General features: G+C 28.4%; 20 protein-coding genes and 1 pseudogene. 8 read left to right on the top strand and 13 right to left on the bottom strand.

Annotated features, from left to right (window positions below):
- Positions 1-8: 8 nt before the first annotated feature.
- A complete protein-coding gene (locus ACYUEW_RS11570) occupies positions 9-455 on the top strand; it encodes a DUF6385 domain-containing protein (RefSeq protein WP_243190763.1) in 447 nt (148 codons plus the stop codon).
- Between the two features lie 117 nt (positions 456-572).
- On the opposite strand, the gene ACYUEW_RS11565 is transcribed toward ACYUEW_RS11570, so the two are convergent.
- Positions 573-1,445 carry a DNRLRE domain-containing protein gene (locus ACYUEW_RS11565; RefSeq protein WP_460276814.1) on the bottom strand — a complete coding sequence of 291 codons (873 nt, stop codon included), beginning with the start codon at positions 1,443-1,445 and terminating at the stop codon, positions 573-575.
- A 109-nt stretch (positions 1,446-1,554) separates the two neighbouring features.
- A pseudogene (locus tag ACYUEW_RS11560) lies at positions 1,555-2,119 on the bottom strand (ROK family protein); the annotation flags it as partial.
- Positions 2,120-2,390: 271 nt separating this feature from the next.
- Here ACYUEW_RS11560 and ACYUEW_RS11555 point away from each other — a divergent pair.
- From ACYUEW_RS11555 to ACYUEW_RS11535, 5 genes are all read left to right on the top strand, one after another.
- Positions 2,391-2,717 carry a hypothetical protein gene (locus ACYUEW_RS11555; protein WP_265203541.1) on the top strand — a complete coding sequence of 109 codons (327 nt, stop codon included), beginning with the start codon at positions 2,391-2,393 and terminating at the stop codon, positions 2,715-2,717.
- A 1-nt stretch (position 2,718) separates the two neighbouring features.
- On the top strand, positions 2,719-3,225 hold the full coding sequence (locus ACYUEW_RS11550) for a hypothetical protein (protein ID WP_460276813.1): 507 nt from the start codon (positions 2,719-2,721) through the stop codon (positions 3,223-3,225).
- A 390-nt stretch (positions 3,226-3,615) separates the two neighbouring features.
- The gene (locus ACYUEW_RS11545; RefSeq protein WP_460276812.1) at positions 3,616-4,506 is read left to right on the top strand and encodes a hypothetical protein; all 891 of its coding nucleotides are present in this window, start codon (positions 3,616-3,618) and stop codon (positions 4,504-4,506) included.
- A 335-nt stretch (positions 4,507-4,841) separates the two neighbouring features.
- Positions 4,842-5,549: a LytR/AlgR family response regulator transcription factor gene (locus ACYUEW_RS11540; protein ID WP_460276811.1), complete on the top strand. Its 708-nt coding sequence runs from the start codon at positions 4,842-4,844 to the stop codon at positions 5,547-5,549.
- Between the two features lie 2 nt (positions 5,550-5,551).
- Positions 5,552-6,925: an ATP-binding protein gene (locus tag ACYUEW_RS11535; protein WP_460276810.1), complete on the top strand. Its 1,374-nt coding sequence runs from the start codon at positions 5,552-5,554 to the stop codon at positions 6,923-6,925.
- 202 nt (positions 6,926-7,127) lie between these two features.
- Here the strand turns inward: ACYUEW_RS11535 and ACYUEW_RS11530 are convergent, their stop codons facing one another.
- From ACYUEW_RS11530 to ACYUEW_RS11500, 7 genes are all read right to left on the bottom strand, one after another.
- Positions 7,128-8,849 (bottom strand): ABC transporter ATP-binding protein, encoded by a 1,722-nt coding sequence (locus tag ACYUEW_RS11530; protein ID WP_460276809.1) that lies wholly within the window; start codon positions 8,847-8,849, stop codon positions 7,128-7,130.
- Positions 8,846-10,654: an ABC transporter ATP-binding protein gene (locus ACYUEW_RS11525; protein WP_460276808.1), complete on the bottom strand. Its 1,809-nt coding sequence runs from the start codon at positions 10,652-10,654 to the stop codon at positions 8,846-8,848. Before ACYUEW_RS11525 ends, ACYUEW_RS11530 begins: the two co-directional genes overlap by 4 nt.
- Before the next feature lie 381 nt (positions 10,655-11,035).
- On the bottom strand, positions 11,036-12,037 hold the full coding sequence (locus ACYUEW_RS11520) for a helix-turn-helix domain-containing protein (RefSeq protein WP_460276807.1): 1,002 nt from the start codon (positions 12,035-12,037) through the stop codon (positions 11,036-11,038).
- Between the two features lie 201 nt (positions 12,038-12,238).
- Positions 12,239-13,183 carry a siderophore ABC transporter substrate-binding protein gene (locus ACYUEW_RS11515; protein ID WP_043031720.1) on the bottom strand — a complete coding sequence of 315 codons (945 nt, stop codon included), beginning with the start codon at positions 13,181-13,183 and terminating at the stop codon, positions 12,239-12,241.
- Between the two features lie 74 nt (positions 13,184-13,257).
- Positions 13,258-14,013 (bottom strand): iron ABC transporter ATP-binding protein, encoded by a 756-nt coding sequence (locus ACYUEW_RS11510; protein WP_003489437.1) that lies wholly within the window; start codon positions 14,011-14,013, stop codon positions 13,258-13,260.
- Complete coding sequence (locus ACYUEW_RS11505) at positions 14,010-14,960, bottom strand: iron chelate uptake ABC transporter family permease subunit (protein ID WP_460276806.1); 951 nt, start codon at positions 14,958-14,960, stop codon at positions 14,010-14,012. The genes ACYUEW_RS11510 and ACYUEW_RS11505 overlap by 4 nt, the downstream gene beginning before the upstream one ends.
- The gene (locus ACYUEW_RS11500) at positions 14,950-15,903 is read right to left on the bottom strand and encodes an ABC transporter permease (RefSeq protein WP_106899112.1); all 954 of its coding nucleotides are present in this window, start codon (positions 15,901-15,903) and stop codon (positions 14,950-14,952) included. Before ACYUEW_RS11500 ends, ACYUEW_RS11505 begins: the two co-directional genes overlap by 11 nt.
- A gap of 244 nt (positions 15,904-16,147) precedes the next feature.
- Here ACYUEW_RS11500 and ACYUEW_RS11495 point away from each other — a divergent pair, with 244 nt between their 5' ends.
- A complete protein-coding gene (locus tag ACYUEW_RS11495; RefSeq protein ID WP_460276805.1) occupies positions 16,148-16,906 on the top strand; it encodes a helix-turn-helix domain-containing protein in 759 nt (252 codons plus the stop codon).
- Between the two features lie 155 nt (positions 16,907-17,061).
- On the opposite strand, the gene ACYUEW_RS11490 is transcribed toward ACYUEW_RS11495, so the two are convergent.
- From ACYUEW_RS11490 to ACYUEW_RS11475, 4 genes are all read right to left on the bottom strand, one after another.
- Positions 17,062-18,492 (bottom strand): sensor histidine kinase, encoded by a 1,431-nt coding sequence (locus ACYUEW_RS11490; RefSeq protein ID WP_460276804.1) that lies wholly within the window; start codon positions 18,490-18,492, stop codon positions 17,062-17,064.
- A complete protein-coding gene (locus ACYUEW_RS11485; RefSeq protein WP_460276803.1) occupies positions 18,492-19,193 on the bottom strand; it encodes a response regulator transcription factor in 702 nt (233 codons plus the stop codon). The genes ACYUEW_RS11490 and ACYUEW_RS11485 overlap by 1 nt, the downstream gene beginning before the upstream one ends.
- A 269-nt stretch (positions 19,194-19,462) precedes the next feature.
- The gene (locus ACYUEW_RS11480; RefSeq protein ID WP_460276802.1) at positions 19,463-19,699 is read right to left on the bottom strand and encodes an SHOCT domain-containing protein; all 237 of its coding nucleotides are present in this window, start codon (positions 19,697-19,699) and stop codon (positions 19,463-19,465) included.
- Between the two features lie 411 nt (positions 19,700-20,110).
- Positions 20,111-20,419: a hypothetical protein gene (locus tag ACYUEW_RS11475; protein ID WP_265202997.1), complete on the bottom strand. Its 309-nt coding sequence runs from the start codon at positions 20,417-20,419 to the stop codon at positions 20,111-20,113.
- A 426-nt stretch (positions 20,420-20,845) separates the two neighbouring features.
- Between ACYUEW_RS11475 and ACYUEW_RS11470 the strand changes: the two genes are divergently transcribed.
- Positions 20,846-22,651 (top strand): urease accessory protein UreH domain-containing protein, encoded by a 1,806-nt coding sequence (locus ACYUEW_RS11470; RefSeq protein WP_460276801.1) that lies wholly within the window; start codon positions 20,846-20,848, stop codon positions 22,649-22,651.
- The last annotated feature ends 84 nt before the right edge of the window (positions 22,652-22,735 follow it).

The raw sequence follows: 22,735 nt of genomic DNA, 5'->3' as shown, positions 1-22,735 counted from the left end.
TGATAAAAATGCTTACTGAACCTACTAAAATATTTACTAAAGATGAAGAACTTATAGAAGTAACCGAAGATATTTTAAACTGGCTTGAAACCTATAGTCCACCGCCATTATCAAGTAATGTAACTCTAGTTGGAAAAAAATTTACTGAATATAGTTTAGATATTACTGCTCTAAGTAGTTATCAATATACTCCACCCTTTGAAACAATGCAACAATCTCTAGTTACTTTTTTCGTAAAAAATATCGGTTCAAATAGTGCAAAGGTTAAATTACAAATAAGTCCTAAAGAAAATGAAGCAGATTATGGATATACTGATGATAGTGTTGTCACTACAGATGTAAATCCAGGGAAAATAGTTACGTTGGTGCCTATGATTTTTTCAAGATATGTTAGAATAGCATATAAATCAGATTTAGGAACAAATTTAAAAATAATTGCTCAAATGCAAATATAAACTTCAAATCAAAAGGAACTATCTCATTTTGAGATAGTTCCTTTTGATTTGAAAGAAAACACTAATAAAATACTTTTTAATATATAATTTTATTTTTATTTCAAATATAAAACATATTTAAACCTTAATTGTTTTATATATTGTGACTGTAGCATCATCAACAGGATAACTTTCAGCATGAGTAATTAAAATTCTAGCATAAGACATATATGCAGTTGTAGTTAATATTATATTATCATCTTTTAAAAGAATATAATCACTAATATAAGGAGGTTTATTATCTATCCAATTTATATTATCAGAACTAAGCTGAATCCTTACACTAATAGCTCCAAGCCCATGATTTTCTATTGCAAAAGTACCTATACTAGGACCAAGAGGAATAGATGAAGAATTAACAAAATCATCTGTTGATAATAGTTCAATCGTTTCAGCAGGGTACTCACTCAATCCTTCATTATATCCGTAGTATATTTCTAGATTAGGAAATTTAGTATCATCACTATCAAATGTGCTAGAAAAACCGACAAAGCTAGCCTGAGTTTCTAACCCTTTCATTAACATTCCATAATTAAGTGTAGGTGAATTGTACCACTTTATTAACAGATTCTTTATATCGACTTCAACAAATTGATTAATCTCTGCATTTATATTTAATGTTGCATAAGGGTTGTTCTCAAATGATGGTTGATTTGAGTAAGTGACAGTATTTTTATCAAAGGGCTGGAGTAAATTGTGGATTGTTATCGGTTTTGTAATATTATTAACAATGTTTATTTTGACATAAAGCCTTAATATAGCTTTATCAATAAATATATTAGATGGAAGACCTGAAATATCAAAGTACATTAGTGTTCTGTAAATATTATCTTGAGTATAGTATCTACCACAACCTAGCAGAGGTTCACCATTAAAATTAGTATTGGGATAAAGCTTTGCAACATACAAATCAGCTTGGGGAATTTTTCTTACATTTCCTACAAAGTCCATAAAATCCACTCCTTTATTGTAGTTAACAACTTGTAAATTTCATATAAAATTTTTCCCCTATAAATCATAATATGCTTATAATTTATGATTTGTGATTAAAGTAAATTCATTAAAATTTACTTTTCATTATTACCAAAACAATAGCTCTTTGCCCTGCATCATTGCTCAAATCAGCTGGATCTATTTTAGTATTTTCACTCATATATTTAAAATATCTTTCTTTTACTACTTTATTTATTGTTTCAAATACTATCTTTCCTCCCTTTGAAACTTCTCAACCTATTATGATCATTTCTGGATCAAAAGAAGTAATTATATTAGCAACACATATTCCAAGATAATTCAAAGCTTTATTAAGTACACTTTTAGCTACAATATCTCCCTTTTTTGCTTCCTTAAATACTTCATAAGCAGTTACTTTTTCATAATTAAATAATGAAGTTTTTCCCCTTTTCTTACTTGTCCACTTGCTAATTTAGCTATGGCAGTACCTGAAGCCAATGCCTCTACACATCCATAATTCCCACAGTTACATCTTGGGTAATCTTTTTCTAAAGTCATATGCCCTATTTCTAATGCATTGAAAGTACTACCCTATATATTCTGTCATTTAATATGGCTCCCCCTCCTATACCTGTTGAAACTGTTATAAACACCATATTATTTGTCCCTTTCCTACTCCAAAGATTTATGCTCCATCAAAATTATTTCCTTTCTATTTATACTATCTTCCTATTTTACCATTATAAAAATATCATAAATATCTTTGTATATCAAATAATGCTAATCCTAAAAAACTAAATAAAAATTTATTCTTTTGTATTCCTACCTTATCTCCTTTTAACTTCTATTTTCCCTATTGTATCATCCTATTGTACATTATCATAATATGTATGGATAACTTAAATATATCAGTTATTAATTACTTTACGGAGGTCACTATTTATGAATGTTTTTCGTTATGATGATATTCCCCCACTATATTGGAATAAAAATAATCGTATAGGAAAAGTAAGAATTACAACTGAAGCTACACCCTTAAGAGTTGAGGATAAAAATCTACCTGGAAGAAGACAATTGTGGGTTATTAATGATGCAGCTACTTATATTTACCACTCTACAGATCCAAACTTTACACTTGAAAGTGGAAAATATGTTTTTAATGTTCCTGCAGAAGTTATTGTGTATGATCTTAATCCAGATGAAGATTTAACTATTTATGCTAAAACTAAAGAATATCCTGTAACAATTAGAGTATTTGAGGTGGTTTGATATGGCAATCTCCAGTTATCAATTTAGAAATCAACCCTATTGGCTAGGATTCGTTTTTGCTGGTCAGGCATTTACTATCTCATCTAGAAAGATAGTTTTACCAGGTAAAAGTCTTAATATACAAATATCCACAGGGAAAAATACTATTACACACATAAAAGATCAAAGAATTATAAGCCAAGGAGAACAATTAGGCATTAAACTAATTAAAAGTCCTAAATTTACTCCTGGGACTAAAAAAATTCCTGTAATAAACCTAGATGATAGATCCAAAATAAAAGCAGATACATCCTTTTATTACGATGCTTATAACATACAAGATGGTATAATATTAGAACAAAATCTTATACCAAGATTTTCATTTAGCCAGGGTGGAACCCCCATAGAATCTGCATCTTTCGAAAGAATATTACAATATGATACTAATTATATATTACAAATAAAAAATGAAGGTTTTTGTTCCACTAACGTTATGCTAAATATGGTATTTTATGAATCAGGTAATTAGTCCTGTATATAAAGAAGCTGTCTCAAAATATATTTAGTTTTAATATATCAAATATAAAAGTTTATAAGTGTATTTTTTATATTTGTGGTTTTAAAACTAAATATATTTTATTCCATGACTAACAATTCTAATCCCCCCTATCCTATAAGAGCTAGATAAACATTGTAAACTCCCTATATCTGTTAAATTAAAATTAGCATATAGTAAAATATGTGAATTAGGTTTCATTTTATAATACTTTGAAATAACTACTAGTATACTTATAAAATCTATTCAATACATTTTAAAGACTTGTTGCTACAAACTAATGAAATTAATTCCATATTCTACGATATAATAAGTGTAAAAACCATACAAAACTTGAAAAATTCTATTAAAGGAGGCATATTTATGAATATATCTTTTTCACCCAAACATCAGATGGGTTCAATAAATTTAAATTATCCATCTAATGCTAAAACTTTTGTTAACAACAAGAAATCTCAAAAACAGAACCTTATTAATAAAGGTAATAAGGGCACATCCTTTACAGGAAATTCCCGAAAAAATGATATATTAAAAAATCTAATGGAACAAAAATCAAATTTGATGGAAAGTAAAAATTCTATTATGGAAAGAGGATTGAAAAATGGTAACGATCCTTTAACTATAAAAGAAAAGCTTCAAAGTATTGATAAACAGATTAAAGAGATTGATAAACAAATAAATGATCTTCAATTAGAAGAACAACGTAATTCAATGGGCATTGAAAGTAAAGATAAAGACAAAAATAAGAAAAATCCAAACTCTAAGAAGACATCAAATACATATTCAGAAAAGAATATGAAAACAGATGAATCTATGGACAATCTTTTAAATCTTTCTACCAATCTATCACAAGCTAAATCATTATCTTTTCAAAAAACTTTAATGTCAGGTACAGCAAGGGTTTTAGATTGCGAAATAAAAACAGATGAAAAAAGAGGACTAGACCCTGTTAATAAGAAAAAGCAACTTGATAAAATAAAAAATGGTCTTGAAAATATTAATAAAGAACTAGGTAACAACTTAAAAAATATAAACAATAATAATACAGAAAATAACACTTCTAATAATATAGTTGATAATAATAAACAAAGTAAAGATGCAAATTCTAGTTCAGCCTCTGAAAATTCAAATGAACTATTTATAAAGCAACAACAAATTGCACAAAATATTAAGCATTATGAGGACAATCTTCCTGATAAAGCTAGAGATAATAAATCTAAAGATAATAAAGAACAAATTAATATAATTGCTTAAAACTCATTTTATTACCATCTAGTTTTAGCCTATAAACAGATTTCTAAGGGGCTGTCGCACTAAGAATAAATCCTACAATATATTGTGTTAACTTTAAATTTGCAAAACAATATATTGTATGTAAATTTTTTAATGCGACAGCCCCTTATTAACAGACTTCTTAGAAGTTTTACTTCTTAGAAGTCGTTATCCTTTAGGGGAAATCCTTATCCAGAGACGTAACCGCTCTTTACTCTCACTTTGAATAAAATGGGAGTATTAGAGCGAGTAGTCATCGGATAAAAATTTTATTTATAGACTTAATTAGATGGTATACTTATTTTGGAGGTGATTCAATGCTAAAGTTAGCTATTTGTGATGATGAAAAAGGCCAAAGAGAAGAAATAGTAGGTATTATTGTTGAAGCTTTACATTTAAAAAATAAACAGTATAAAATATTTCAATTTGATAATGGAGAAGATTTAATATCCTCAACGGATGACTTTGATATATATTTTTTAGATATAAAAATGGATAAATTAACAGGCTTAGAAGTTGCAAGAAAAATTAGACTTATAAATGAAGAAGCAGTTATTGTATTTATAACAGGACTTAAAGATTATGTTTTTGACGCATTTGATGTAAAAGCTTTTCACTATATTTTAAAACCCATTAATGAAAGTAAACTTAAAGATGTTTTATATTCAGCTTTACTGCAGTTTGATAAAAAAGATACGTTTATTATTGCTAAAACAATTAGCAAAGCTACTAAAATTTTTCTTAAAGATATAATGTACATAGAATCACAACATAGGAAACTAAAAATCCATACTAAAAATAATATTATTGAATATTATCATAAAATATCTGATATTGAAAAAGAACTTTATGGATGTAATTTTTTTAGATGTCATAAAAGTTATATTGTAAATTTAAAGTATGTTGAAAGCTATGATAATGTATTTATAACCCTAATAAACTCAGAAAAAATATATGTTTCAAAATATAGATTAGATGATTTTTCAAAAGCCTTTATGTATTATTTAAAAAATGAGGTTCAGTAATTATGGAAAAACAACAAATATTAGAGATTTCTCGATTTTTATCAGGATATTTAACAATGCTTTTTCTATATGCAATCAAATACTATTTCTATAAAAATTTTTTAGGATTTAAAAGTAAAGTTTGGCATTTTACTTTATGTGCATTATTAGTAACAGTTATTGATTTTTATATGATGAAATCAATGTCCCTACTATGGAGTATAATTATAAATAATATAATTTGGCTACTAATTATATGTTTTTTATGTAATGGTAATTTCTTAATGAAATTTTATGCTGTTATTCTTGAAGAAGCAGCATTACTACTTATTAATCTGACTTTTTTAACCTTTGATTTTACAATTTTGCCTACTATCCATAACATTAATGTATCTTTTAATAAACATATAATTATTAGTTTTATGACCAACATTATTAATGATCTTATACGTTATACTATATTATTTGTATTTTTAAAAAACATTTGTAAATTTCTAAATTTAAAAGAAAAATCAATAAAATTATATGAAAACTTATTTTTGCTCATTCCTTGTTTATCAATTTATAGTTTAGGACTTATTTTTTATATCATTCAACCTATTAATATTGATAATAAAAGATACTATTTACCTTATATTTTTCCTAGAATTTATTATACCCTCCCCTTTATAACTTTTGCTTTGTTAATATCATTATTAATTATGGCCTATACCTTTAAAAAAATGCTTGAAGGCCAATTAGAAGAGAAAAAAAGCATTCTTATGGAACAACAATTTAAGCTACAGCTTACCCATAGCAACAACATAGAAATGCTTTATAAAGGGATAAGAGGCCTAATCCACGATATGAATAACCATGTTTCTTGTTTAAAAAATTTAGCTGCTACTAATAACATTGAAGATATAAAAAAGTATCTTATAAATATTAATGAAACTATAAGTAAACTTGATTTTAAAATAAAAACAGGTAATTCTATATCTGATGCAGTTATAAATGAAAAGTATAACATTGCTAAGGCTAATGAAATAGAGTTTATATGTGATTTCCTATTACCTACAAAAACCTTATTAGAGCCTGTAGATTTATGTGTTATTTTAAGTAATGCATTGGACAATGCCCTTGAAGCTTGTATGAGAATTACAGATAGTAATATTCTAAAAAAAATATGTATAAAATCTTACATAAAAAATATATATCTAATAATTGAAGTTTCTAACAGTGCTACAGATAAGATTCAGTATGCTGAAAATAAAATTATCAGTACAAAAACTGATAAAACTAATCATGGTATAGGGATTTCTAACATAAAAACTGTTGCAAAAAAATATAATGGCATAGTTGATATACTAGAAGAAAAACATAAATTTATTATTAATATTATGCTTAAAATAAAATAATAATAACATATAATGGCTTATATAAAATTCATATATATATATTCCTTAAAAATCATATAATAATTATCTCTTTTATATAAAAAGCTACATAAAAAATAAAAGTCTATTAAAAGACTAAAATTAATGTTTGTCTTTCAATGGACTTTTAATTTATAACACTATTCCATTTTATATACTTATAAAATTTCAAAATAAATTTATTTTACTCTTCAGATACCTGTTGAAGTTTCCACAAACGAGCATAAAGTCCCTTTAGCTTAATTAGTTCTTCATGTTTCCCCTTCTCTACTACCTTACCATCATCTAATACAATAATATTATCTGCAGAGTGTATAGTCTTTAATTTATGAGCAATAACAATTACAGTTCTTCCTTTAATTAATTGATTTATAGCCTTTTGTACATCCATTTCATTTTCCGGATCTAAAGATGCAGTGGCTTCATCTAACAATACTACCGGGGCATCTTTAAGCATGGCTCTTGCAATAGAAACACGTTGCTTTTCACCACCGGATAAAGTACAGCCACCCTCTCCAACTGGGGTATCATATCCCTGTGGCAATTTCATAATGAAATCATGACAACAAGCTTTTTTTGCAGCCTCTTCTACTTCTTTTTGAGTTGCATCCTCTCGCCCAAAACGGATATTATTTCCTATGGTATCCTGAAACAAATATACATCCTGAAAGACCATGGAAATCCTTTTAAGTAAACTTTCTGGATTCATACCTTTCATATCTTCTCTACCTAAAAGTACTTTTCCCTGTTGTGGATCATAGAATCTAGCAACCAATTTTAGCACCGTACTTTTTCCACTACCAGAGGGTCCTACTAAAGCTGTTAATGTACCCTCTTTCATCTTAATTGATACATCCTTTAGTACCCTTACATTATCATAGCTAAAATCAACATGTTGTAACTCTATATCATTGGAATATGGTGGATTCTTTTCTCCTGACATAACAGGCTCTTCCATAAATTTTATAATTCTTTCACCAGCTTGAGCATCATAGCGAAGCTCCGCTAAATTTACAATAGCTTCAGAAAGAGGTTCAAATATTCTTGTACCTATAACTAAAAAAGTTGCTAGTGTCATAATAGTTAGAGTACCACCCATTAAAAGATAACTACCTACATAAACCATCGCTGTAAGTCCTGCCCTAAGTAAAGGGGTTACTGTTAACACAATAGATTGTAAAAGCCCCTCCATTTTGATACTTTTCTTCATTAAGTTGTAAAAAGAACCCTCTAGATGATGAAAATGTTCTCCTGTCATGTTACAGGACTTAATGACACGAATACCTGTTAAATACTCCTGTAGACGATTAGATGCATCTATCTTTGCCTCTGTTAATTCTCTACCCAATACCTTCTGCAATTTGGAAGTACCTATGATAATAAGCAATGCTACTGGCATTGCAGCAAACATAGAAAGGGACATACGCCAATCCATAAAAGCAAGTCCTATAAAAGCTAATACTGGTGTCACTAAAGCGCCCATTAATTTTGGAACAACATGACTCATACCATTCTCTACCATGGCAAAATCACCCATCATCATGTTTCCAAGCATTCCAGCATCCTTACAAAATAGATATCCTAGTGGTAACTTCCTCATATGCTCTGCAAGATTTGCTCTCCCCTCAGCAGCTGTCATGTATGCATCCCTATAAGCATGTCTATAAGCAGGGATTTCTGCTAAAAACATAATTACCATGGATAAAATAAGGCCTACTACAACTATCCATAACTTTCCTATATCAAGAGGTACTCCTGGTGTTACAAAGGGTTGAAAAATTATTTGAATAGCTCCTATTGCAAAGCCGAAAGGCAACATACCTATGACATTCGCTAAAATTGTATAAATAACAGGTTTTACTAGTTTTTCTGGATGTCCTGCTGTAATATTTCGGAAAATTTTCATGCTAAATCCCCTCCTTTGTTCATACCCCACTTAGACGCCACTGTATATGAATTCCAAAGCTTTCTATATAATCCATCTTTATTTACAAGAGCATCATGAGTACCCGCCTCTACAATAGTTCCATCTTTCATAACTACTATATTTTCAGCATCTTTAATAGTTGTTAACCTATGTGCAATCATGATAACAGTTTTATTTTTCATAAGCTCCCTTAGAGCTAGCTGCATGTGATGCTCATTTTCTGGATCTGAAAAAGCAGTAGCCTCATCTAAAACTAGTATAGGAGAATTTTTCAAAATTGCTCTTGCCACACATACTCTTTGTTCTTCACCACCTGAAAGATGAGTTCCTCCTTCACCAACAATAGTGCCATAACCTTTTTCAAGTCCTGTAATAAACTCATGACACTGAGCAGCTTTTGCAGCCTTAAATATTTCTTCCTTTGTAGCATCTGGTCTGCCTACACGGATATTTTCATATAAGCTATCATGAAATAAAAATGTATCTTGAAAAACAAAGGAAACTAAATCCATCAAGTTCTCTGTAGAAATTTCTTTAATATCTATTCCACCGATTCTAATATGACCTTTTTGAATATCCCAAAAACGTGGAATAAGATTAGCCACTGTAGATTTTCCAGAACCTGAAGGTCCTACAAGTGCTGTACATGAACCTTTTTTCGCCTTAAAACTTACTTTTGATAATGCTTCTTTCCTAGTGGATGTGTCCTCAGACTCATAAGAAAAGGACACATTATCAAACTCAATATCATAAGAGGAAGGTATCCTAGGATTCTTTGCCTCACAAATAGTTTTCTCAGCAAAGATCTTATCAATACGCTGAACTCCCTCAGAAATATCTCCTAATGAAGATGCAAAAGTCATAAAGCGCAACATAGGTGATGCAACTCCTGGTGCTAAAATAATAAAAAATAAAAGAGTTTGTGCAAAGGAAAGATCTCCTGATCTTCCTCCCATTAAAAAGATACCCACTGGCAATATAAATGTTAGAGTTGAATTTAATAATACCTTTGAACTTATATAAGTATTTTGATACTGATCTGTATATTTTACACAATAATCCCTATAAGATATCATATCATCATAAAATTTACGAAAAGAATATACGTTTCTACCAAATATCTTTACAGCAGGCACTCCCTTTACATATTGAATAGTTGATGAGTTGATTCTCTCTAAGGCATTATAGTATTTTTTTGCACTTTCCTCTGCTGCCTTACCACTTCTTTTTTTCATCTGTATTAAGAAGCCTAAAACAAGTGGTATCATAGCTGCTAATGTAAGCCATGGATTTAAAGTTAGCATCATAATTATTGTAATAATCATTGTTACAAATACATTTACCATATCCGGTAACTGGTGAGCAACAAAGGCTTCAATCTTTTCTACGTTTTGTTCAAAGGTTTTCTTTACTATCCCCGTTGATGTATTACTTAAATAGCCTAGAGGTAATTTACCAATATGCTCTGACATACGAACCCTTAAGCTATATAATATCCTGTATGCTGCTGTATGAGACATTAACCCAGATATATACATGAAAACAATTCCCCCAACCAATCCTACAAGAGCAATGGTTCCCCAATGCAGCATTTGTGTAGAATCAATATTTCTAGGATTGGAAGCATTTTTTAAAAGTTCCGCCATTATAAAATAAACCGCTATATATGGTAATAGCATTAAAATTGCACTGATAGCTGAAAATATGGATGAGACAATAAGTAGCCCTTGTTTTTCTCCAGCTATTTCCAAAAGCCTTGGAATGCCTTTCTTTTTCTTCTCCATTTGCAATTCCTCTTTTCTATAAATTAATTATTCACTTATACCGTTACTATCTACCCTAATACTCCTATCTTATAAAAAGTTAGATATATTAGAATTCTTCAGCTTAAGTCTCTTAGAATTCTTATACTGTGTATAAAATCTGCTAAGTCTTTAGATAAGGATTTCTAATCCTAAATTTGAATTAAAACTTCCTCCAAAACTAATGATTTTCTTTATGAAATAATTTATAAAAAGTAAAACCCCTATAATTGATTCCCATTATCAATTATAGGGGTTTATTTATCTCATCTCTACTCAAATCAGGATTATGTTAGCTCAAATTAGGATTTTTACAAAAAAATACTGCAATACAATAGCATGTATGCAGTAAAAATTAATAATTTATTTTGAAATATCTTTTACATATTCACTAGGATTTGCCCCATATTTTTTTCTGAAAGCTGCTGCAAAATGACTCATGTTACCATATCCAACAAGATTAGCTACATCACTAACACGGAATTTTTTCTCCTCTAAAAAAAGTTTAGCAAGCTCCAATCTTTTATCTAAAAGATAAGTGTACACGGGCATTCCGAACAATTCCTTAAATCCTTTTTTTAGTTTAAATTCATTAAGACAAACTTCCTTTGAAAGATAACTTAATGTTATTTTCTGAGTAATGCTTTTATCTAGTATGTCCTTTGCTTTATAAATACTTTTAACATCATCTTTAGATAAACTTATACTCTTTGAAATTCCTTTACTCTGATACATAACCTCATTTAAATATACAGCTACAAGTTCCATAAGCTTGCCTTCCATATATAAATATCTTAAGGATTCTTCATAAGGACATTTTAACATCTGATGTAAAATTGCATTGATAGAAGGTGTTATTTTTAAATTATCACACCATACTCTTTCTGAAAAATAATTATAAAAACCAGAATCTTTACAAATTTTATCAATATTATCTTTCATTTTCTTCAAAGGCATTTTAATTTCAATCAATTTAACATCACACTTCGCAGGATAAATGCATCTTTTCACAGTTTCCTCACTAGTACCCATATAGCTTTCACCGGACAGCATCTCAAATCTTTTACCGGTTTGGGGTAACTCCCACTGTAGATCATCACCAAGACAAAAGAGCATATCTATGTGAGGCACTCCCGAAGTACCATTAAGTTCCACTTGTTTTAGCAAATTCATATCAAATTCCATAATACGAGCATTTTCACAACTTAATAATTGTTTTAAATGTCCACTTCCTAGCTCTTGGGGAATTTGGTAACTATATTGTCCACAGCCTTTATTGTAAATTTTATTAAAGCCATCACAAATGCAACAATCATTAGCTTTTGAACTTTTTATTTCATATTGTTTAACTGTACACAATTCCATCCCCATTACTCCCTTCTCAACTGCTATATCTAAATTTCTTTACTAGATAAAATATTAAAATAAAATTTTCTACTAATATTTTATCCAAGCAACTATGATACTGAAATTTATTTTCAATTATAGATCCATAATGGTTATTTGTCAATCTCTAGTTTATATAAAATACTTCTAATATATTACACTTATATCTATAAGCTTTCACTACTTGATAGACTCTTTTATTTCCTTTAACATTTCAGTAGTAGATACTATACCACCTGATGATATATACCAAAGTTCTGGATTTAATGAAATAATCTTGTTATTTCTATATGCCTTTGTAGTTTTTATTAGATCATTTTCTAATATTTTATTCACTGACTTATGTCCCCCTTGAACAACAGCCCCTCTATCCACAACAAAGATATAATCTGGATTTTTTTCTACAACATATTCAAAGGATATCTTTTGACCATGAACTGCTGTGTCTATATGTTCATCTGAAAGTGGAAATCCAAGTTCTTCATGTATAATCCCAAATCTTGATCCTTTTCCATAAGCACTTAATGCTCCATCATTAGCTAAAATCACTAAAGCCTTTTTCCCACTTTCACTAGCCTTCTTGTTTATATCTTTTACTGAATCATCAAGTTTCTTAATTTCATCTTTTACAAAATCTTCTTTATCAAATACTTTCCCTAATTTTTCTAAATTACTTTTAACTGACTCCATATATTTCCCATTCTCTGTATTAAGCTGTATTGTAGGAGCTATTTTATTAAGTTCTTCATATACCTTAGACTGTCTTGCTGATATAAATATTACATCTGGCTTAATCTCATTTAACTTTTCAAAATTAGGTTCAAATAAAGTACCTACATCTACATACTTATCATCTTTATATTTTGATAAGTAGCTTGGTATATTTGACTTTGGAAGTCCTTTTATTTCTATTCCCATTTTATCCAAAGAATCTAAAGTACCATAATCAAAAACTACTACCTTTTTAGGATTCTTTTTTAAAGTTGCCTCTCCAAGCTTATGAGTGATCTTGATATCTACACTACTTGCTTCCTGTTTTTTATTTTCCTTAGGTTTAAAAAACAAAGCTCCACCCACAATAAATACTATTAAAATTCCTACTATTGTCCATACTTTTTTATTCATTTAATTCACCTCAATAATTTATTTTAATTATTAATTCTAACTAATTAAGATAATATAATATATAGATAGCTAAATTAGAAATATATACAAATTCTTTGGTCCTCTATATCTTTTATATTAAAATCCATTTCATATATATTACTTAAAATATTTTTATCTATAATATCATGAGTATTGCCTTCACTTGCTACAACTCCATTTTTTAGAGCAACTATATAATCTGAATAGCAAGAGGCAAAGTTAATATCATGTATGACTAAAATAACTGTTTTATTTCGCTCCTTAACCAACCTCCTTAAAATTTTCATAATCTGCACTGAATGTTTCATATCTAAATTGTTTAAAGGCTCATCTAAAAGTATATATTCTGTGTTTTGAGCAACTATCATAGCTATATAAGCTCTTTGCCTTTGACCTCCACTTAGCTCATCTAAATATTTATTTTCTATATCCTTAAGTTCTAAATAGGCTATAGCATCATTAACATATTTTAAGTCCTCTGATGAAAGATTACCATTACAATAAGGAAACCTTCCAAAACTCACTAATTCTTTAATCGTTAACCTTATATTTGTATGATTGGATTGCTTTAATATAGATATTTTCTTTGCTAAGCTTTTATTATCCCATTTAGAAACTTCTGTCCCATCTATAAACACCTGTCCTACATCTTTAGTGATAAGACGGCTTATTATAGAAAGCAAAGTGCTCTTTCCTGCTCCATTAGGACCAATAAAAGAAGTTATTTTTCCTTTTTCTATATTTAAAGACACGTCATCTATAACTTTCTTATGTCCATATCTTTTTGTTACATTTTTTATTTCTATCATAGTTTACTCTCCTTTAACAGTAAATACATGAAATAGATTCCTCCAATGAAGTTTATTATTACGCTTAAGGTTGTACCAAAATTTAAAAATCTTTCAACAATAAATTGTCCTCCGACTAAAGCTATAATACTTATAAATACAGAACCTATAATTAAATACTTATGCTTATAGGTATTTATAAACTCATAGGTAAGATTTACAGAAAGTAACCCTAAAAAAGTTATAGGCCCTACTAATGCTGTAGATATAGATACTAATATTGAAACAACTATAAGCATTTTTTTAACAACTTTATCGTAGGAAACACCTAAATTTATTGCCTGCTCCCTTCCTAAAAGCATTACATCTAAAACTTTCACATAATCATATATATAGGCTATAACGAGTAAAATTACTATAATACATATAAGGATAACATCAGTATTTACCTTATTAAAACTTGCAAACATCTTATCTTGAATTACTAAAAATGCATTAGGATCAATTATTGTCTGCATAAAAGCTGCTAAACTTTGAAATAGTGTTCCAAATATTAATCCTGTTAAAAGTAAAAAGAAAATATTTTTATCCTCTCTTTTAAATAAAAATTTGTATAAAATCATTGAAAACACCACCATAAGGCTGACGGATATAAGGAAATTAAAATTGCTACTCATAACAACCATACTATTAGCTCCAAAGATAAATACTACAAAAGTTTGTATAAACATATATAAGGAATCTAATCCTAATACACTAGGAGTTAATATTCTGTTGTTAGTTATAGTTTGAAATATCATTGAAGAAAAAGCTATGGAACCTGCAGTTAAAGATATAGCTAATACCTTTAGAAATCTCCTTGGCAGAACATAATCATAATTGCCTTTACTTATTCCTGTAAATATGAATAATACTATAAGAGCTATAGAAAAAACACCTAATAAAACTACTCGTCTTCTACACTTCATTGCCATTCCTCCTAAACAAGAGATAAAGGAATACTGTACTTCCTATAACCCCAACTACAAGTCCTATAGATATTTCATAAGGATAAATAATTAATCTACCTAGTATGTCACAGCCTAAGAGAAATACTGCTCCAAGCAATGCTGTACTATAAAGACTATTTTTTAAATTATCTCCTTTATAAAGAGTAACTATATTAGGTACTATAAGACCTAAAAATGGTATTTTTCCTACAGTAATAACTACCAGTGAAGATATTAATGCTACTATTACAAGTCCTATATTTATGATTCTGTTATAATTAACACCTAAATTCTTAGAGAAATCCTCTCCCATACCTGCTACTGTAAATTTATTAGCATAAATAAAAGCTATGACTACAATAGGTAGACTCAGATATATAAGCTCATAATTTCCTTTAATAATTAAAGAAAAATCTCCTTGAAGCCAAGAGGCTATACTTTGAATAAGATTATATTTATATGCAAAAAACGTAGTTATTGAATCTATTATATTCCCAAGCATTATACCTACAAGTGGTATAAATATAGAATTTTTAACTTTTATTTTCTTTAAAATTTTCATAAATAAGAATGTGCCTAATAAAGAAAATATAAAAGAAACTATCATTTTTTCAGTGAGAGTTGCGGAAGGAAATATCATTAAAGCAACTAAAATCCCAAGTTTTGCACTATCTACAGTTGAAGCTGTATCTGGTGATACAAATTTATTCCGACTTATTTGTTGCATAATAAGTCCTGCTATACTCATACTCCCTCCTACTACAATAATACTTATAAGTCTTGGAATTCTACTGATTAATAATACCTTAAGCTTTACATCATCTGAATTAAATATATCTACAAAGCTAATATCTTTTACTCCAATAAATATTGAACAAATAGATAAAATAATTAATGCCAAAATTAAATATCTCTTTTTCATTCTTCATCTCCTTTAGGAACATTCAAAAAACATCTTATGGTATAATTTTGCATTTTAACCTGCCTTATATGTAAACAACATTATATTTGACACCTCCAATACTCATTGATATAATCATTCACATATATAATTGTTTTTGATATTCATTATCAACAACATTGTACAACCTTATTTATTTTTTAACTTTAATTATATTTAGATTTTTATAACTATATTTAGATAATTTTAAAGGAGTGAGATATACTTGTCTGATGCAAATAAACATATATGTTCTATTGCTGAAAAGTTCTTTTTATGTACTAATATCCCAATAAAATCTTTTAGTTACAAAGGTGACTTAATAGATTCCAGAGGATATAATTACATGTTTCAAGATTTATTTGATGATAATAACATCTATGAAAAATTAGATAAGGATTCTATGACTAAAAATGGGTATTGCACTATAAGTACTAATGATTTGAATAAAGTTAATTTTACAGCTTTTTATATTTGCCCTAAAACTGTTCATAAAGGTGTATATATCATAGGACCATATTCTTCATCTAAAGGAAATAACAATGGTGTACCCTATAAGCCTCTTTGCTGTATTCCTCATTTGATTTCTCTTTTAAGAAATATAGCTCTAGATAGTAGATACATTAAAGAAAAAGTTCTTACACGTAAAATGCCAAATAGTCTCCATATTAGAAAGGCTATGGATCTTTTAGATGCGAATTATAGTGATGATATATCTTTAGATGATATATCTCGACATTTAAAAATAAATAAATCTTATTTTTGTTCTATATTAAAAAAAGAAACGGGGAAAACTTTTTCCCAGCTTGTAAATGAAATTAGAATAGAAAAAAGTAAAGAGCTTTTAACAAAAAATAATTTATCTATATTAGAAATTGCTCTTTCTGTTGGATTTAATAATCAAAATTATTTTAGTTCAACCTTTAAAAAATTTAATAATAAAACTCCTATTGAATTTAGAAATGAAAACCTCATACTACAATAAAATATTGATTACATTTAAACAATACTTCCTCCTGTAAGATGAGAGTCAATAAGACACAAAAACAATAGTGCAACACTTTGTTGCACTATTAAAGATAGAGCCTTTATAAAATTATAGGACAAAATAATAAAAATATTTTTACAATAAACTTGAATCTAAAGAGTAGTTATTATCTCTATAATAAACTTGGTTCCAACTCCAAGCTCACTTTCTACTCTAATATGCCCACCATGAGCTTCTACTAAAGTTTTTGTTATGGTAAGACCAAGACCTGTACCTCCTGTAGTTTTATTCCTTGATACATCACTTCTATAAAATCTTTCAAATATATGAGGTAAATCCTCCTTTGGAATTCCCTCTCCATTATCTTCAACCTTTATAAATATTTTATCTTCTCCCTTTGATAATGAAACCTTCACTAATCCATCTTCATTTAAATATTTATGTGAATTAGATAAAAGATTATGCATAATTTGCTTTAATTTATCCTTATCTATAAAACCATATACATCCTTCTCCAGTTTAGTAACTATTTTAAAGCCGCTTTTTTCATATAAAGGATTAAATGTTTCCACAACCTTTTCTATTTCCTTTGTAATATTTAAGTTAGTTTTATTTACAACTGTTTCGGCTTTTTCTAATTTAGAAATATTTCTTAAATTATTCACAAGATTTGTTAATCGCTCTAATTCCTCATAAAAAACTTGCAATCTTTCCTCTGTAGGCTCCCATATACCATCTATTATTGCCTCAACATGAGTTTTTAAAGTTGTAATTGGAGTTCTTATTTCATGAGCCATATCTGAAGTCAATCTTTTACGAAGAGCCTCCTGTTGTTGTAGTGTTTCTGCTAAATAATTTATAGAATTTGATAATTCCTGAATTTCTGTTGTATTACTTTTTATATTAGATCTTATATTTAAATTTCCCATTCTCATTGTATTAGCTATTTCTTTTATTTTAACCAAAGGTTTTGAAAATTGTTTTGATAAAATCCAGCTCAATATAAGCCCTAAAATAAAGGTTATGACCATAGATATAATAAAGGAATGATTTAAAGTTCTTTTAAATGTTAATGCTTCATTGTTTAAATATGAAGTACCAAAATATCCAATAGTTATCTTTCCAAAAGTTGCATTGTTCTTTTTAAGCCATTGTTCTTCTTCCTTATAATCCCCTGAATCTAAGTTTTTCATTTTCCCCATCATATTGCCCATTCCATGCCCCATCATATTGCCCATTCCATGCCCCATCATAGAATTCATCATACTCCTATGTTTAAGATGGTCATCCCCAGAGGTAAATATCTTGCTACCTTCTTTATCTTTTATTTCTATATAAAGTTCATTTAAAACTGCATATCTTTTTATTTCATCATACTTTAGTGCTTGAAAGCCTTTATCTTCTTTATACATATCTTCAATTGCCACTATAATTTGGTTTATTTTATTTTTATGTTCTTGAACCAAATATTCATTAAATCTGTTATTTATCATATAATTAGATATGGAACTAGCAATTATTATTGAACCTATAACCGCAATTAAAAATCCTAAAGAAAGTTTTTTCTTTAAAGACATTTTCATTAATTTTTTCCTCCAAATCTGTATCCAACTCCATATACAGTAGTAATATAGTTAGGTGCCTTAGGATTATCTTCTATCTTTTGTCTTATATTTTTTATATAAGTATCTACAGTCCTATCAAAACTTTCATAATCATATCCAAAAGCTTGTTCAACTAACTGTTCTCTAGTAAAAACCTGTCCTGGATTAGTTAATAATGAAACAAGCACTTTAAACTCATAAGATGTTAATGTAACCACTTTTCCCTTTTTTAATACTTTCATTTTTCTTATGTCAACTTCTAAGTCTCCATCATTAAGTATTAAATGCTCTGCCAATGGATACTTTCCTTTATATGCCCTTCTAATAAGAGCTTTTACTCTTGCCACAAGCTCCCTTACACTAAAAGGTTTTGTAAGATAATCATCTGCTCCTATAGAAAGACCTTCTAGCTTATCCTCTTCCTCTACCTTTGCTGTAAGCATAATAATTGGAACATTAGAAGATTCTCTTATCTTTGAACAAACCTCTTCACCAGATATCTTTGGTAGCATTAGATCCAATATAACTAAATGAAATGATATTTCTTTAAATAACTTAATTGCTTCTTCACCATCCATTGCAGTTATCACTTCATAACCTTCTTTTTCTAAATAAGCTTTTACCACATCTAATATCCTTTCTTCATCATCTACAACTAATATTTTAAAGAGTTTCTTCATATCTTCTCTCCTAACCATCTATATTTAAATTCTATCCCATTGCCATTATTGCTAATATTCCTAATGTTTATAAGCTTAGTATATATTAGAACTCTTCAGCTTCAGAGCTTAAAAATTCTTATACTATGTACAAGAACTATCACACAATTTAATAAATTATTTAACTAAATAATAATGATTTCTAGCACACAAAACATTAGTTAACTCTCACCTTTATTATATCAAAATAGCTAGAGATTAATCTCTAGCTATTTAAGTATATAATTTTACTATTTAGACATTATATTTTTTCTTTTTAAATATTCTTCTTCGCTAATTTCTCCTGTAGCGTATTTTTCATTAAGTATTTTTACAGCATTATTATTATTAACCATATGACTCTTAAATAGCTTTACTACTGCATATATTATACCTATAATTATTAAAAGTTTAAATATCATAGGTACAATCATCCATGTTGACCATCCACCTGTAAAGGCTGATCTACCAAATCCACATCCAAACATTTTTTTCTCATCCTCCTATAATATATTTATAATATCTTATAGAAAACATCATTATTTTCTATGAATATTATTAATCTAATTTTAAATTATATTTTTTATCCTTGTGTATGTATTTATTATAAGATGAAATTATGGAGCAATTATGAATGATTTAATAGTATATTAGTAATATTTCTTTTTGATAGAGGAGTACAATTTGCTTCTTATAATTATGAAGATTTTCTAACAAATAATGTATTCATTGAAGATATGAGTACTAAAGACTACATTAAACATTAGAGTATAACTCAACTAAAGAATGCAAAATATCTTAGAAATTTTAAGAGCTCTATGATTTCTTATGAATCATAGGGCTCTCAACATCAATAAACACCTATATAATAGATGGTTAACTATATATAAATAGTTTCATTATTCCTCAGGTTTATTTAGTTCAGCTAACTTTCTATTGTCAATTTTATTATTTTCATTATTACAACAACTTGATTTCTTATTTCCACCAAACATCATTGGTATCATTGCAATCATCATTATTGGACATAAAAATGGCACTATCTTTGTAATTATACCACTAGCACTAGGACTAATTCTTGATATAAGTGGTAAAAGTCCTACAACAGCTATAGGTAATCCACAGCAAATAACCATATGCAACATATGCTTTAATGGATTATGCTTATGAGTTCCATCTTTTCCTTTGTTATCTCCATGACAATTCATACTTGTCCCTCCAATATATTTAACTTAATTTAAAAAGCATTTGCACTATAGATAAATTGTATATTATTTATATGTAGAACATATGTAGAAACCTAAAATGTTAAAATAATATTGATATACTACAATGATAATTTCTGCAACAAGAATATAATAATATAATTTAGATGTATTTTTTCAACAACTCTAGTACCACTAATAAGACGTATATATTACTTATAATTATATTATTTACTTTCTACTTAACTTTCTTCATATAATCAACATATCTTTTTTATATACTCTTATTTATAATAAAAGTTTAGTTTCTAAAAATACAAATTTATTGTTAGTATTTTACTTAAGAAAATAAAAATCATCTAACCTTTTATTATGATAGATAAAGTATAAATTTGCTTTGTCTTATAAGTACATATTAGGAGGAATTCTATGAGTATTAAAAAAGAAAGAATCAAAGTATATGATATGACATGTACCTCTTGTGAAAATCGAGTTGAAAAAGCTATTAAAAAATTAGAGGGAGTATTACATGCAAAAGCTTCTTACATGAGAGAGTTTGTTGAAGTTGAATATGATGATAAATTATGCAACCAAAATAAAATTAAATCTGCTATAAAAAATGCTGGATACAGCACACAAAGTTCTAATGACTATAATTTTATGGGAATTCTTATAATAGCTACAGTTATTATATTCTTAGGCTTAAAGACTAGTGGTTTTGATATGGAAGAAAAGCTAACTAATGCTTCCTATATGATTCTTTTCGTAGTAGGGATTCTAACATCAATTCACTGTGTAGGCATGTGCGGTGGAATTATGCTTTCACAAAGTTTATCTAGTGAAAGTGAAAATAAGTTTGAAGCCATGAAGCCAGCAGTTTTATACAATTTAGGAAGAGTTATATCTTATACTCTACTTGGTGGGATAATTGGTGCCCTGGGTTCAGTATTTTCACTTTCTATTACTACAAAAGCAACTCTTCAAATATTTGCTGGTCTATTTATGATTATGATGGGTTTTAATATGGCTGGATTTAATATATTTAGAAAATTCCATATTAAGTTACCCCACTTTGCATGTAAATTTAAAAGCAAATCTGGGTCTCCATTTATTGTTGGTCTTTTAAATGGATTTATGCCCTGTGGACCTCTTCAAACTATGCAGCTTTTTGCTCTAGGTACAGGAAGTGCAGTAAAAGGCGCTTTATCAATGTTTATGTTTTCTTTAGGAACAGTACCACTTATGCTAACCTTTGGTGCATTATCAGGTCTTTTAAGTAAAGGTCATACTAAAAAGTTGCTTAAATTTAGTGGAGTCCTTATTATAGTTCTTGGGTTTATAATGGGTAACAGAGGTCTTACTCTTGCTGGTATAAATATTAATCCTATGAAAGCTCTGGCTAGCAATACTAGAAGTTTAGCTAATTTTTCTAATGCAAATGTTGCTAAAGCAACTTTAGAAAATGGTGTTCAGGTTATTAAAATGACTGCTAATAACAATGGTTATACACCTAATGCTTTTTATGTGGAAAAGGGAATACCTGTTAAGTGGATAATTAATGGAGAACAACTTAATTCATGTAATAATGCCATTATAGCTCAATCTATAATGGAAAAAGAATTTAAGATAAAAAAAGGAGAAAATATTATAAACTTTACCCCTGGTGACAAAGATATAAATTTTAGCTGTTGGATGGGAATGATAAGTGGCGTAATTAAGGTTGTAGATAACCTTGATGCCGTAGATACATCAAAAACTGATCCATCATTACCTCCTGCAAGCACAGGTCCTAGCTGCTGTGCTGTACCAGTAGATGAATCTTCCCAATCAGAGCAATCTAGCATTTATGGCAACAATATGGCTCTAGTGCCAACTGAAAAGTTAATTAATAAAGCTCTGCCATCTGGTGAATACCAAAGTGCAACATTTAAAGGCATGGGTTCTGAATTACAGCCATTAATAGCTGTTACAGGTAATAGTTCAAAAACTAAATTAACCTTTAATTTAAATGATTTTGATAATGCTGAAGGTAAATATATAATCTTAGATTTAGAAACTCGTAATGAAGTCTTTTCATTTACTGCAAAAAAAGGTGTAAATGAAGTAGAGTTTAACCCTAAAAAATCTGGTAGTTATGGAATATTAAAAGATAATATTATTTTAGGAATAATTGAAGTAGTTGATGATTTAAAATCCGCTGATATGGAAAAAATACGAGAAAAACATCTTGAGTAAACAAAAATATTTCTAAAATTTCTAAAAAGAGAAGTGTATTATAAATTTAATATCATCCTTCTCTTTTTTCTTATCTATCTTACT

Source organism: Clostridium sp. CTA-1, assembly GCF_054768215.1.
This window is presented reverse-complemented; position numbering and strand designations above follow the sequence as displayed.